Annotated in this window: 14 protein-coding genes; 10 read left to right on the top strand and 4 right to left on the bottom strand. The window is 54.8% G+C overall.

Going from position 1 to position 12871, the window contains the following annotated elements:
* The first annotated feature begins 240 nt into the window (after positions 1–240).
* On the top strand, positions 241–1086 hold the full coding sequence (locus Q1K23_RS04420) for a DUF58 domain-containing protein (RefSeq protein WP_300362772.1): 846 nt from the start codon (positions 241–243) through the stop codon (positions 1084–1086).
* On the top strand, positions 1055–3046 hold the full coding sequence (locus tag Q1K23_RS04425; RefSeq protein WP_300362773.1) for a DUF3488 and transglutaminase-like domain-containing protein: 1992 nt from the start codon (positions 1055–1057) through the stop codon (positions 3044–3046). Before Q1K23_RS04420 ends, Q1K23_RS04425 begins: the two co-directional genes overlap by 32 nt.
* On the opposite strand, the gene Q1K23_RS04430 is transcribed toward Q1K23_RS04425, so the two are convergent.
* Genes Q1K23_RS04430 through Q1K23_RS04440 form a run of 3 tightly spaced genes read right to left on the bottom strand, consistent with a single transcriptional unit; the run spans position 3036 to position 5134 of the window.
* The gene (locus tag Q1K23_RS04430) at positions 3036–3863 is read right to left on the bottom strand and encodes a phosphatidylserine decarboxylase (protein ID WP_300362775.1); all 828 of its coding nucleotides are present in this window, start codon (positions 3861–3863) and stop codon (positions 3036–3038) included. The genes Q1K23_RS04425 and Q1K23_RS04430 overlap by 11 nt on opposite strands.
* The gene (locus Q1K23_RS04435; protein ID WP_300362777.1) at positions 3864–4685 is read right to left on the bottom strand and encodes a hypothetical protein; all 822 of its coding nucleotides are present in this window, start codon (positions 4683–4685) and stop codon (positions 3864–3866) included.
* A complete protein-coding gene (locus tag Q1K23_RS04440) occupies positions 4685–5134 on the bottom strand; it encodes an iron-sulfur cluster assembly scaffold protein (protein ID WP_300362779.1) in 450 nt (149 codons plus the stop codon). Before Q1K23_RS04440 ends, Q1K23_RS04435 begins: the two co-directional genes overlap by 1 nt.
* A gap of 215 nt (positions 5135–5349) precedes the next feature.
* Here Q1K23_RS04440 and Q1K23_RS04445 point away from each other — a divergent pair, with 215 nt between their 5' ends.
* Genes Q1K23_RS04445 through Q1K23_RS04460 form a run of 4 tightly spaced genes read left to right on the top strand, consistent with a single transcriptional unit; the run spans position 5350 to position 10587 of the window.
* A complete protein-coding gene (locus Q1K23_RS04445; RefSeq protein ID WP_300362781.1) occupies positions 5350–7356 on the top strand; it encodes an EAL domain-containing protein in 2007 nt (668 codons plus the stop codon).
* A gap of 27 nt (positions 7357–7383) precedes the next feature.
* A complete protein-coding gene (gltX, locus tag Q1K23_RS04450) occupies positions 7384–8682 on the top strand; it encodes a glutamate--tRNA ligase (protein ID WP_300362782.1) in 1299 nt (432 codons plus the stop codon).
* Positions 8679–8954 (top strand): YggT family protein, encoded by a 276-nt coding sequence (locus tag Q1K23_RS04455; RefSeq protein ID WP_300362784.1) that lies wholly within the window; start codon positions 8679–8681, stop codon positions 8952–8954. Before gltX ends, Q1K23_RS04455 begins: the two co-directional genes overlap by 4 nt.
* A gap of 4 nt (positions 8955–8958) precedes the next feature.
* Positions 8959–10587 carry a lytic transglycosylase domain-containing protein gene (locus Q1K23_RS04460; RefSeq protein WP_300362786.1) on the top strand — a complete coding sequence of 543 codons (1629 nt, stop codon included), beginning with the start codon at positions 8959–8961 and terminating at the stop codon, positions 10585–10587.
* Here Q1K23_RS04460 and Q1K23_RS04465 read toward each other — a convergent pair.
* Complete coding sequence (locus Q1K23_RS04465; RefSeq protein WP_300362788.1) at positions 10520–11014, bottom strand: hypothetical protein; 495 nt, start codon at positions 11012–11014, stop codon at positions 10520–10522. The genes Q1K23_RS04460 and Q1K23_RS04465 overlap by 68 nt on opposite strands.
* 102 nt (positions 11015–11116) lie before the next feature.
* Between Q1K23_RS04465 and mobB the strand changes: the two genes are divergently transcribed.
* The 4 genes from mobB to Q1K23_RS04485 all read left to right on the top strand — a co-directional run.
* Positions 11117–11614 (top strand): molybdopterin-guanine dinucleotide biosynthesis protein B, encoded by a 498-nt coding sequence (mobB, locus tag Q1K23_RS04470; RefSeq protein ID WP_300362789.1) that lies wholly within the window; start codon positions 11117–11119, stop codon positions 11612–11614.
* The gene (locus Q1K23_RS04475) at positions 11614–12465 is read left to right on the top strand and encodes a class 1 fructose-bisphosphatase (protein WP_300362790.1); all 852 of its coding nucleotides are present in this window, start codon (positions 11614–11616) and stop codon (positions 12463–12465) included. The genes mobB and Q1K23_RS04475 overlap by 1 nt, the downstream gene beginning before the upstream one ends.
* On the top strand, positions 12452–12655 hold the full coding sequence (locus Q1K23_RS04480; protein ID WP_300362791.1) for a hypothetical protein: 204 nt from the start codon (positions 12452–12454) through the stop codon (positions 12653–12655). The genes Q1K23_RS04475 and Q1K23_RS04480 overlap by 14 nt, the downstream gene beginning before the upstream one ends.
* Before the next feature lie 101 nt (positions 12656–12756).
* On the top strand, positions 12757–12871 hold a 115-nt coding region (locus tag Q1K23_RS04485; protein WP_300362792.1), incomplete at its 3' end, for a class I tRNA ligase family protein.

The raw sequence follows: 12871 nt of genomic DNA on the forward strand, positions 1-12871 counted from the left end.
ATGGCCGGGAATGGTACGCAAACGGTGCGATGACAAGGCGAAAAGCGCAAGGCGTAGCCAAAGCTACGTCGAGCATTTCCAACGAAGTCAACGTGCCGTTTGCGTACCACCCTCACGGGCGGAGCGCTTTTGCCCCCTCTCTTTGTTGCTTCTCCTTGACGTGGCTTTGGCCACGCCTGCGTCGAAGCGCCGCGATAGGTAGCAAAATCGCTTCCGTTACCGGCTATGAGGATTTTTGAGATGGGTTCTAGAAAGGTCCGCCAGCACGTCACGAAGCAGAGCGTCGTCCTGCTCGTTTTCATCGTGGGCCTCTTTTTCGAAGCCTACATGCACAACTTCAACCTGGTCTACATCGCCCTCTTCTTTCTTCTTGGCTTGGCCATGGCCGCCATACCGGTGGGAATCCTCAATATCGGAAAGCTGCGGCCGCACTGGGAAGGGTGCGGAAGGCTTTTCGCCAACGAAGAGGGAGCCTGCAGAGTCCGGATCGACAACCCCTCCTCCACCCCGGCGTGGGGCATCGATCTCGTCTGTGGAGAAAAGAGCGTAAAAACGCCTCCCATACCGCCCCGTGACCGTCTGGAAGCGGCGATCCCCTTTCTGGCGAAACGCCGCGGACGCACGAGACCGGGCCCCTGTCGTCTGGAGTCGCTCTTTCCCCTGGCGACGGTCCGTTTCGAGCTTCCGCTCTCCGGGATCGGGGAAGTGATCGTCTACCCCACGCCCAGAGGCAGACCGCTGGAGAGCTTTTTGAGACAGATGCGATCGCCCTACGGCCACGAAACCGATTTCGACGGGCTCGAATCCTACAGCGGTACGGAAAACGCCTCCAGAATCCACTGGCCTTCGGTCGCCCGGGGCGAAACGATGGTCAAGGCGTTCGAAACGGAGCGTGAAAGCGAAACGCTACTTTTCGACTTTCACACCTGCGCCGCCCACGACGAGGCGCGCCTGTCGCAGCTGACGCTCTGGGTGCTCGAATGCGAACGGCGGGGCGTTCCCTTCGCCATCCGCATGCCCGGCGGAGTGCTACAGAGCCGAAAGGAGGGAATCGATGCGATTCTCGAAACGCTGGCGCTCTACTGAGTCTCCGACCGGTGGCGTTTCTCCTCTGCGGCTGCTCGACATCGCCTATCTGACGGTTCTGCCGCCTCTGCTTCTCGTGCTGAAACTGCCGATGCTGCTCTTCGTGACGGGCGTGGTCGTCCTGATCCTTTCGGGCAAGAGAGCGACCCTGCCGACCCAGATCGCCCTGCTCGTCTCCGGGGCCCTGGCCATCTTTCTCTCGCTCTACGGCACGTTCAACTACGTCGGTCTCTCGCGTCTGAAACTCTTCGTGGAGCTGCTTACTTATCTGCTGATCCTGGCCGTCTCTCTCCAGAGACTGACGGGAAAAATCAACATCTACCTCGCGATCTCGCCGATGCTTCTGCTGGCGCTATCGCTCTTCTTTTTCGATTCGATTCCGATGCTCTTTTATGTAGTGTTCGAAATCTTCGTGATGCTCTGGCTGATCCTTACGTGGCGGATGCGTACCACGCTTGCGGGGAGCCTGCGCATGGCGGGGACACTCTTTCTGCTCTCCCTTCCTCTGGTGGTGCTTCTTTTCATCTTTTTCCCCCGTATCTCCTTCGGACACGCCTCCTACGGTTTCCGGGGCGAGTCTCTTACGCGGATGGGGCACGACGGGACGATGCGGCTCGATGCGGGGGCGCTGGACGTGCTCTCCCACCGCATCGTCATGGAGGTCGGTTTCGAGGGAGAGGTTCCGCCGGAAAACCGCCTCTATTTCCGCGGAAGCGTCCTCTATCTGGACAGAAAGGACCACTGGGAACCTCTGCCGCCCTTTATCAGGCGCCGTATCGCACCACGGAAATATGCCCTGCCGCCGATGTACGAGGAGGCCGACGAGATCGTCATCTACAAAGTCTCGCTCTACCCTACCCACAAACGGTGGCTCTACATGCTCGATCTCCCCATCGAGGCACCCGAAGGCGCATCGATCGACGCCGACTTCCAGGTGACGCTGAAAAAGCCGATCGACGAACCCCAGATCTATGCCGCCAGCTCCGCCCTCAGATACCGCTACGGCGCGTCGACCGAAAAACAGATCGTCGCCATCGCCCTGCAGGCGGACCCTGCAGCCAACCCCCGCACCGCGGAGGCGGCGAAGGCTATTGAAGCGGCCCATCCCGACGAGGCCGAGAGACTGAACGCCATGATCCGATATTTCAAAGATGCGAAACTCACCTACACCCTCCGCCCCGAACCGCTCGATCTGAACCGCTCGGCCGACAGTTTCCTCTTCGACAAAAAGGCGGGCTACTGCGTCCACTTCGCCAGCGCTTTCGTCACGATGGCCCGCCTGGCCGGCCTGCCGGCGCGCGTCGTCACGGGCTACAAGGCGAGTCTCTCCAACAGTGTCGAAAACTACCTGGCGGTGGAGGAGAGAGACGCCCACGCGTGGGCGGAGGTGCTGGTGAAGGGAGCGTGGCGGCGTGTCGAGACGACGGCGACCGCCGCCTATGTGGCACCGGAGACACCCGGTTCGGCCGCTGCCGCCGAAGAGAAAAAGAGCCGCGGCACCACGGAAACGGGTCTGTCGAAAACGGATCTCTATCTCCTCTATGCCAAGTACCGCATCGAGACGTGGATATTGCGCTACAGCCGCTTCAGACAGATGCAGCTGCTTCAAAAGGCGAAGAAAGAGCCGCTGTTTGTCCTGAAGTTCGCCGGCTCGCTGCTGCTGCTCGTTCTGACGGTCACGCTGGCGGCCGCCTATCTTCGCAGGGAACCCTGCGATCGCGAAACTCGCTGTCTGCTGGAGCCGCTTCTAAAAAGGCTGCAAAAAGAGGGATATACGAGAAGAGAGGGAGAGACGATGCACGCCTTTCTCCTACGCTGCGCCGCGGACCACCCCGGGAGGGAGCGTCTGCTGGAGATCGACAGACTCTATCACGAGATTCTCTATGGGGAAGCGAAAGAGAAAGAGAAGTCTCTCAAAAGGGCGATCAGAGATTTTTTCGAGACGGGTTCTACTCTTTGATCAGCGCCACGCGCTCGCCGAAACGGACATGGGTGCGGTCGTTGGTCCGGATCTCCATCAGGCCCGGCTCGGCGAAGATCAGCACCGTCGAACCCATCATGAACATCCCCAGCAGATCCCCTTTGTGGATCCAGACCGGTTTTTTGTCGTAGCGATAGAAAGTCGGCTCGCGCCTGTCGGCGTTGGTTTTGATGCGGTGGTCGAAAGAGATCGTCATTCTGCCCACGTTGAGTGCGCCCACCAGGACGATGAAAATGCGTTTTCCCTTTTCGGTGAAACACTCCAGTATGACCCGCTCGTTTTCGACGAAAAGCTCTTTCGTGCGTCGCAGTGACGGGAAATTGACCGGATAGAGTTTGCCGGGCTGATGCAGGATCGACGCCACCCGGAGCTTGTAGGGCATGTGGTAGCGGTGGTAGTCTTTCGGCGATAGGTAGAAGTTGATGTAGGTGCCGTCGTAGAGCTCCTTCGCTTCACGCCCGTACTGAAGCGTCAGCAGATCGTCGATGCTGTATTCCATCCCCTTGATCTGCATCGCTTTGTCCTTGTCGATCTTTCCGCACTCGGTCACGAAAGCGTCCACCGGAGAGATCAGCGCGCCGTGTCGATGGTCGACGGGACGCTCCTTTCTCAGCTCTCTTGTGAAGAGTTTGTTGAGACTCGGATAGGTCGAAGGCGGGGCGAACTCCGACATGTCCAGTCCCAGAAGATTGACGTAGGCGGAGTTGATGAAAGACTGGATGCCGCTGGAAAATTCGTGGTCGGCGAAGCGGCCGAACCACTGGGATACGATGTTGGTGATATGCTTTTTGACCATCTACTTGATTCTCTCCAGCGCCTCTTCCATCAGAGTGATATGGTAATCCTCCTGGTAGTTGATAAAATCGAAGAACTGCTGCAGCGCCTCGTTGTCCACCGCTTCGGCCAGGGCCCTGCACTGCTCCTTGGCCGCTTTCTCCTCGTCGATGCCTTCGGCGAGAAACTTCTCGAGGGAGTCGAACCGGTAGATCTCCTGCGTCACCATACGTGGCACGGCGAGTATCCCCATCTTCGCCATCATGCGGGCGAAGGATTTGAGATGGAACTTCGACTCGTCGATCATGATCTGGAAAATCTCGATCAGTCGCTTGTCGTCGACGACCGTCTGGGCGTAGGAGTAGATGACGACCAGTTCGTACTCTTTATAGCTCTCTTCGAAAAGAAAGAGCACCAAAGCGTCGAGCGAACTCTTTTCGAGCTCGATACCGTCGAGCTTCAGCGATTTGTCGAAGGCGGTGATTTTCGCGTTGCGCTCGAACTCGCGATGAAGGGTTTTGCGGATGTAGCCCAGATCGCTGAGCATTCTTTTGGCCAGAGGGTCGCCGTTGTCGCTCAGCTGCAGCTCGATACGCGCAAGTACCTCGTCGCAGAACATCGCCGCCTCGCCTTCCGTGGTGAACTCGAGAGTGATCGCCGGCCGTTCGTAGCTGTATTCGATCTTCTTCTTTACGTAGAGATTTTCGATGAAACGCAGATGACGGTAGAGGATCTCGGAATAGTCGTAGAGTTTTTCACCCCATTCGCGGTCGTTCACCGCAAAAGATGAGAAGAGCAGTTTGAGCCACCCTTCGTGAACTGTCGTAAAAAGTCTTTTCGCCATTATTTCGTCTCCTCGGTTTCCGGCACGGCACACGCCCGGCTGATCATATGGGTGGGAACGATCGCATCCGGATCGCTCTTTTTCGCTTCGTAATGGTCCAGTGCCGCCAGAAAGGCCTGGGCCACCATCTCCGAACAGGCCGCTTCTTCCGGCGGCATCTGGTCCAGTTTTCCCAGCATGATCTGCACCATCTCCTTCGCTTCGTCGACACTCGCCCCCTTCACGCTCTCGGTAAAGATCGATCCGGCGATGATCGTCGTCATGCAGGCTTTGGCCTGAAAACGGATATCCTCGATCCTGTCGCCGTCCATCTTCAGATAGACGATGACCATCTCTCCATTGTCGGGGTTTTTCCCGATACCCTGGCCGTCGGGATGCTCGAGTTTTCCATAGTTTCGTGGATTCATCATATGATCCATCGTGATATCGTACAATTCGTCTTTGTTCATTTCGTTCCTACTGTTAACATCTTCGAAATCTGTCCGATATGGATGTATCGGATTCTTTTGATCGATCGCGTCCATGATTTTTTCGACGACTCAACCATCAAACAGGTAAGTGATTATATCATGTTGTCATCTCCGTTGGTATGACATAAATTAAGAGGTCTCAATATTTGTCCGTAAAACCAACCAGCCCAAAAAAAGTGATCGGAAGGATCGCAGTGCCCGCGAAAAAAAACAGATTTCTCATTCTATTTTCCAGTATATCGCTTCTGGCACTTCTGTACAATGCGGTCTTCATCTATGACCAGTTTCGCCGCATCGACAATATCCGCCTTTTCGTTTCCAAACATCAGGCGGAGGTTCTCGACGCCTTTCTCATCGCTTTCAGAAAAACCTACCAGCAGGCGTTTTTGGACAACCACATCCCCCTCGACGAAGAGAATATCAAACTGCTTCCTGTCGTCACCACACCCCGTATATCGGAGATGTTCGCAGAATCCATAGCGAACAGGGCGATGGTCAGAACGGTGTCGGACCGGCCGAGAAACCCGAAAAATCTCGCCAACGAACTCGAAAAGAGAACCATCGAGTACTTCAGGAAACATCCCGAAACCAAAGAGTCCTTTTCGATGATCGAAAGGGATGGCGAAGAGATCTTCTACTACGCTTCACCGCTCTATATCACGAAACAGTGTCTGACATGCCACGGGGAGAGGGAAAAGGCTCCCGAATATATCCGCTCCCATTATGATGCCGCCTACGGCTACAAAGAGGGTGAGCTTCGCGGCCTCATAAGCATCTATCTCTCCCAGGACAATCTCAAGAAAAACATTCTCGCCCTCGTCTACAAAAACATATCTTTGATGCTGATTATCACGATTCTGTTTCTGGCGATCTTTTTCCTTCTTCTGAAAAAGATCTACAAAAAAGAAGAGGAGTATACCCGGACCCTCGAATCCGAAGTGGAAAAGAAGACCCGGGCGCTGGAGAAAAAATCCAAAGAGCTCGAATATCAGCTCTACCATGACCTTCTGACCGGGCTGCCCAACCGCAACGCACTCCTGAACGACATGGAAAGTGGTGATATCGAAGCGTTGATATTGATTAATATCGACGATTTCAAGGAGATCAACGACTTCTACGGACACGATGCCGGAGACGACCTCATCAAAAAACTGGCCGAACTTCTGGCCAAAGAGTGTCCCGAGAGATCGTGCAGTCTCTACAGAATGCCTTCCGACGAATTCGCGATGCTTCTGCACGAAAAGATCGACAAAGAGGCACTGGAGCGGTTTATCCGCAAACTTCTCAAAACCATCAACGGCCACGATTTCGTCGTCGATTCCAACATCGTTCACCTGCGCATCGCCGTCGGCGCTTCCAACGACGGAGCCGATCTGCTGATCACGGCGGACATGGCGATGAAAAAGGCCAAAACCGAAAGAAGCGACTATATCGTCTACGACGCGTCGATGGATATGAGCAAAAAGTACAAAAAAAACATAGAGTGGGCGGAAAAACTCAAAAGCGCCATCGAAGACGACCGTATCGTCCCCTACTTCCAGCCGATCGTCTCGACGAAAGACGGCTCCGTCAAAATCTACGAATCCCTCGTGCGACTCATCGACGAAGACGGCACCGTCTATACCCCCTACCACTTCCTCGACATCGCGAAACGTACCCGCTACTATCCGGAGCTGACGAAACGGATGGCCGACAAAGTCTTCGAAACATTCAAAGATCAGCCCTACGACGTCTCCATGAACATCTCCTATCTCGACATCATGAACAAACCGACGATGCACTACATCATCGAGCGTATTTCCCAATACGAAAATGCCGAGCGTATCCATTTCGAGATCCTCGAAAGCGAAGGGATCGAACGGTACGAAGATGTCTACGCCTGTCTTAAAAAGCTCAAATCGATGGGGTGTCACATCTCTCTCGACGATTTCGGCTCGGGCTATTCCAACTTCGACCACATTCTGAAACTGGAAGTCGACATGCTCAAAATCGACGGTTCGCTGATCAAAAACATCGACGAGGATATCAGCTCGCAGATCATCGTCGAGACGATCGTCGATTTCGCCGACAAACTCAATATCGCAACCTGCGCCGAATTCGTCAGTTCCAAAGCGATCTACGAAACGGTCAAGGATCTGGGCGTCACCTACGTACAGGGATATTATATTTCCGAACCGAAACCCTTCTGCGATTTGGTATAATCCTCCCAATAAAACAGAAGGGATTCCATGCTGCGTTTCGCCCCGACTCCGACGGAGGATATGCATATCGGTGATCTGCGCATCGCCATTTTCAGTTACATCGTCGCCCGGCAGCGCGGCGAACGGTTCATCGTGCGTATCGAAGACGACGACAAAGAGCGCAACATAGAGGGAAAAGAACGGGAGATTCTCGAAATCCTGCAGCTGTGCGGCCTCCATCCCTCCGATGTCTACTACCAAAGCCACAACCTCACCATCCACCAGCACATGGCGATCAAACTTCTCGGAGAGCGCAAAGCCTTCGCCTGTTTCTGTCCACCAGAAGAGCTTGAAATGGAGCGCAAGAGGGCCGAAGAGGAGAAAAGAGCCTACCGTTACAGCGGAAAATGCGAGCGTTTGACGGATGCCGAAGTGCTCGAAAACGAAAAACCCTTCACCGTCCGCCTGAAAAAACCGGAAGAACCGGTGGCGTTCGACGACATCGTCCAGGGCCGACAAAGCTACGCACCCGAAGAGATCGACAGCTTCGTCATCATGCGCGCCGACAAAACCCCCACCCACGACTTCGCATGCGCCATCGACGACATGATCCACGACATCTCCCTGGTGATCCGCAGCCAGGAGCGTATCGGCGACACCCCCAGGCAGATTCATGTCCGCAACCGGCTCGGATACGACAAAACGGTGGAGTACGCCCACCTGCCGATCATCCTGAACGCGGAGGGCGAAAAGATCTCCGAACGTGACGCGGCTTCCGGCGTCAAGCGGCTTCTGGAGGAGGGATTTCTCCCCGAAGCGATCGTCAACTACCTGATCCTGCTGGGCAACGAAGCACCCAGGGAGATCTTCACGATCGAAGAGGCGATAGAGTGGTTCGATCTGAAAAAACTCTCCAAAGCCCCGGCGAAATTCGACATCGAAAAGCTGCGTTTTCTCAACCGCGAACATATGCGCCTGATGGACCCCAAGGAGCTCTCCCGCGCCTTCGGTTTCGCCGACGAAGCGGTGGGAAATCTGGTCAAGTGCCATCTCGATGAGGGAAGTACGATCAGGGAGATCAAACCGAAAATCGAAGCGATCTTCGGCGCCAAACCTTTCGAAGGAGAGTGGAAAGAGCCGATGGAAAAGCTGCGCGATGCGCTCAAAAACGCGCCGCTTCTTGAAACCTTCGACGAACTGCAAAGCCACCTGACGCGCGAGACGGGCCTGGAGGGCGAAAATCTCTCCAAAGCGCTTCGGCTGCTGCTGACGGGTAGAGAAGAGGGGCCCGAACTTTCCGCGCTCTACCCCTGGCTCAAATCTTATCTACAGGAGATAGTCAAATGATATCCGCACTCATCTACGCCATCGTCAACGTTATCCACACGATCATCAGTATCTATATCTGGATCGTCATCATCGCGGCCCTCGTCAGCTGGGTACGCCCCGATCCCTACAATCCGATCGTCCAGGCGCTCTACCGTCTGACGGAGCCGGTCTACGCATGGATCCGCCGCTACATTCCCACCGTCGTGGGAGGCATCGACCTGGCGCCGCTGATCGTCATCATCGGGCTTCAGTTCATCGACGTTTTCCTGATGCGCCTGGTCTTTCACTAAACCGATGCTGCTGCGAAGGATCGCGATAGCGGGAGCGCTGGCTCCCATGCTGCTCCTCTCTTCGGAGATCACGCTGGAGCGGATCGGCAAAATGCCCAGAAGCTACGCCAAGGATTTTTTTATCTGGCGCTTTTTCGACCAAAACATCACCGCAAAAGAGGCCGACGCCGCCTTCTATCAGCTTCGCTCCGTCAACTGGAAACTGATCCACCGCTACGCGAAAAAGACGAAAAAGCCGGGATTCGCCATGGCGGACCGGTGCTACCGTCTGGGGCCGGACAAGCTGCCTGCCAAAGAGGCGGCTTGCAGCGCCATCGCTATCACCCCCTACCGCTTCTCCAAACTCTCCAGCGAAAAACAGTTCCGACTTATCGGCCAGCTCTCCGACTATCCGAAACTGCTGCGCTGGATGGACATCATGGCGGATGAAGAGCCCTTCTTTCAACTCGTCAAGAGCGACAGCGACACCTTTTTCGAAGTGTTCAACCGCTGCGGCAGGGATTGGCGCAAAAAGCACCTCGACCATCCGCTGCCACCCAAACTGGTCGAACGTCTCTCGAAAGAGAAAAAGTTCGCCCAGAGCGTCAAACTGATCGTTACCGACAACGATCTCGGGAAACTTCAGAAGTCGCTTCTGGGAATCGACTCGAAACCTCTGGACCATCAGACCACCTTCTTTCTCGCCATGAACGCGCTGCGTCACGACCATCCGAAGCTGGCGAAGATCTATCTGGCCGACGCCTACAAGAAAGCGTGGTTTCGATTCGACAAGGACAAGGTTCTCTTCTGGCTCGCGCAGATCGATCCGGGAAAATCCTGGCTCGAAGACCTCTCCAAAAGTTTCGATCTCAACATCTACACCCTCTACGCCCATGAAAAGCTGGGGACCCGCTGGCCCAGAGTCGTCTCGCCCTCTTTCGGGGAAAAGCGGTGCCGATACGACATCACCGACCCTTTTGCCTGGCTGGAGATCCTAAAGACGATCAGGGGGAAAAAAGAGAATTTTCTGATCGACTACGGCAAACGTTTCGCCTGCGACAAAACAGTGGGACACTACGCCTTCATCATGGAGCGCGCCTCCCGCTACCGCACCCACTATTTTCCGATCCCCTACGAAGAGGCCTACGAGGGGCTCTCCGTCGACGACAAGGCACTCGTCCTCGCCCTCGCACGCCAGGAGAGCCGCTTCATCCCCTCCTCCATCTCCCCTTCCTACGCACTGGGAATGATGCAGATCATGCCCTTTCTCGTCAAAGCACTGGCGAAAGAGAGAAAAGAATCCTTCGATCTTGACAGAATGTTCGACCCGGAGACGAACGTCGCCTACGCCAGAACCCATCTGAAATATCTGAAGCGTTCGGTATGGCACCCGCTTTTCATCGCGTACGCCTACAACGGCGGCATCGGCTTTACGAAACGTCTGCTGACGACAAGGGGGCTGTTCACGAAGGATGCCTACGAACCGTGGCTGAGTATGGAGCTGGTCTATTACGACGAAAGCAGACGATACGGCAAGAAGGTTCTCGCCAACTATATCGTCTACAAAAAGCTGCTGGGAGATCCTATCAGCGTCTCTTCGGCCGTTGAAAATCTAACCGAACCGAACCGTACGGATAGATTCCGAAATCGATAGCGAGGCGTGTCGCCGCGGTGGAGGGAAATTTCACGATAAAGTATTTTCCCCACCGGTTGACGTTGGGCATCAGTTTGTAGATGTCGTCCGTCTCCTGCACTTTCTCGATGGAGAGCGGTTCCATACCGTTGAGCCGGATATGGTAGTTTTTCTTGAACTCCTCCACGTCCAGCTCCGTCACGATGCCGACGAAAAAGAAGGTGCCGTCGTCATCGGAATATCTGTCCGGAAAGACTTCGTTCAGAAGCGTCGCGGTGATGGCCGCTTTCGTTTCGAGACCGCGCACCACCTGATCTTCCCGGGTATAGACGAGTGCCTTTTCGTAGATTTTGTCGGGTTCGAAAAGCTGCGTGACCTGGTTTTTCGGACTACAGCCTCCCAGTGAGAGCATCAGGGCCATCGCAGCCAATAGAAACTTTTTTTTCACCTTTCGGACCTTTTGTGCAGATGTTGAAGAATTTTATCACATAATCCTTTCTTTAACCCTTTTTGGTTATAATCTTCATCATTTTACATCGAGGTAGAGACTTTGCAGAAACGTTTAGCAATCGCCTTCACCGGCCCCTCCAACAGCGGCAAAACGACGATTATCGAAAAGGTGGCGCGTGTTTTGATCGAAGAGTACAAAATCGCCATCGTAAAAAACGATCCGAAAGACAAAGCGACATTCGATGTAGAAGGCAAGGACAGCTGGAAATTTTTCCGCACAGGCGCCGAAGTGGTCGTGACATCTCCGACACGGACCACCTACTTTTCCCACCGACAGAAGAGTATCGAAGAGATCATCCGTATGATAGACGATTTCGACTATCTGCTCGTCGAAGGCCTCAAGACCCTTCCGCTTCCGCGGATCGCCGTTTTCCGCAACGCGATCGACGAGAGCTACTTCTCCTGCTCCGAAGCGATCGCCATCGACGATACGATTGATATAGAAAAATATGAAATACCGCCGTCCATCGACATCCTCGACCTCAACGATGTCGACCAGATCATCGGCTGGATAAAAACCCACGCAAAGGCTGTTTAATGACACTCAAACCTGTATTCGACGCCATCGAACGATCGGCCCACCGCATCCGAGAAGCCATCACGAACGAAGATCTCTGCTACGGAGACTCCTGCAACGCCACCGGAGACATGCAGCTCAAGCTCGACATCCAAAGCGACCTGATCATCGCCGAGGAGTTCTCCAAAATCACGGCGATCAAAGCGATCGCCAGCGAAGAGAAGGAGGAAGCCGAAACGCTTCACCCCGAAGGACGTTTCATGATCGCCTACGATCCCCTCGACGGCTCGAGCCTGATCGATGTCGACCTGAGCGTCGGCACGATCTACGGCATCTACGACGGCGAATTCCAGGCGCAGAACATGCTGGCGGCCGTCTATGTGGTCCACGGCCCGCGCCTGGAGATGGTGACCGCCTACAAAGGGGGCGTGCGCCACTACATCTTCCGCCACGGCCGCTTCGCCGAACAGGAGACGATCCGGCTGAACGAAAAAGGCAAGCTCAACGCGCCGGGCGGCACGCAGATGCACTGGTATCCCCACCACAAAAAACTGGTCGACGGCCTCTTCGCAGAAGGGTACCGCCTCCGCTACTCCGGCGGCATGGTACCCGACCTGCATCAGATCCTTCTCAAAGGGGGCGGGCTCTTCAGCTACCCGGGTACGACCGACAAACCGGAGGGAAAACTCCGCAAACTCTTCGAAGTCTTCCCCTTCGCTTACGTCTACGAAACGGCCGGAGGCGAAGCGATCGACGACAAAGGAAACCGTCTGCTGGATCTGCCCTGCAGCGATCCCCACGAAACGACGCCCTGTTTCCTGGGCAGCAGACACGAGATCGCGAAGGTGAAAGAGGCCTATGGCATCGGCTGAAAGGACGCTGGACCGGTGGGAGCTGGCACGCGAAGAGGCGAAACGAAAGCTTCTGGCGTGCCAGCAGGAACACAATGTAGACAGCTGCATGAAGTGTGAAAAGGTCCTCGGCTGCGAAATCCGCAGCGAGTACGTCAAAAAAGTCTACGAAAGCATGAACAGGGGCGAAGGGGGAGGATTCGAGTTTTAAATGAAAAGTGAAAAATTAAAAATTAAAAGTTAGGGAGCGGATGCGACCTTCCTCAATTTTTAACTTTTAATTTTTAATTTTTAATTCGCGAAGGTTTGCAAATGAGCGACAAGTGCAAGAAAATCTATATCACCACACCCATCTACTACGTCAACGACGTGCCCCACATCGGACACGCCTATACGACGATCATCGCCGATACGCTGGCGCGTTACT

It is taken from the genome of Hydrogenimonas sp. (genome assembly GCF_029933015.1).
Lineage (GTDB): Bacteria > Campylobacterota > Campylobacteria > Campylobacterales > Hydrogenimonadaceae > Hydrogenimonas.

Coding starts and splice junctions, on each gene's coding strand:
- Q1K23_RS04420 (WP_300362772.1), top strand. CDS start 241: ATGGGTTCTAGAAAGGTCCGCCAGCACGTCACGAAGCAGAGCGTCGTC.
- Q1K23_RS04425 (WP_300362773.1), top strand. CDS start 1,055: ATGCGATTCTCGAAACGCTGGCGCTCTACTGAGTCTCCGACCGGTGGC.
- Q1K23_RS04430 (WP_300362775.1), bottom strand. CDS start 3,863: ATGGTCAAAAAGCATATCACCAACATCGTATCCCAGTGGTTCGGCCGC.
- Q1K23_RS04435 (WP_300362777.1), bottom strand. CDS start 4,685: ATGGCGAAAAGACTTTTTACGACAGTTCACGAAGGGTGGCTCAAACTG.
- Q1K23_RS04440 (WP_300362779.1), bottom strand. CDS start 5,134: ATGAACAAAGACGAATTGTACGATATCACGATGGATCATATGATGAAT.
- gltX (WP_300362782.1), top strand. CDS start 7,384: ATGCTGCGTTTCGCCCCGACTCCGACGGAGGATATGCATATCGGTGAT.
- Q1K23_RS04455 (WP_300362784.1), top strand. CDS start 8,679: ATGATATCCGCACTCATCTACGCCATCGTCAACGTTATCCACACGATC.
- Q1K23_RS04460 (WP_300362786.1), top strand. CDS start 8,959: ATGCTGCTGCGAAGGATCGCGATAGCGGGAGCGCTGGCTCCCATGCTG.
- Q1K23_RS04475 (WP_300362790.1), top strand. CDS start 11,614: ATGACACTCAAACCTGTATTCGACGCCATCGAACGATCGGCCCACCGC.
- Q1K23_RS04480 (WP_300362791.1), top strand. CDS start 12,452: ATGGCATCGGCTGAAAGGACGCTGGACCGGTGGGAGCTGGCACGCGAA.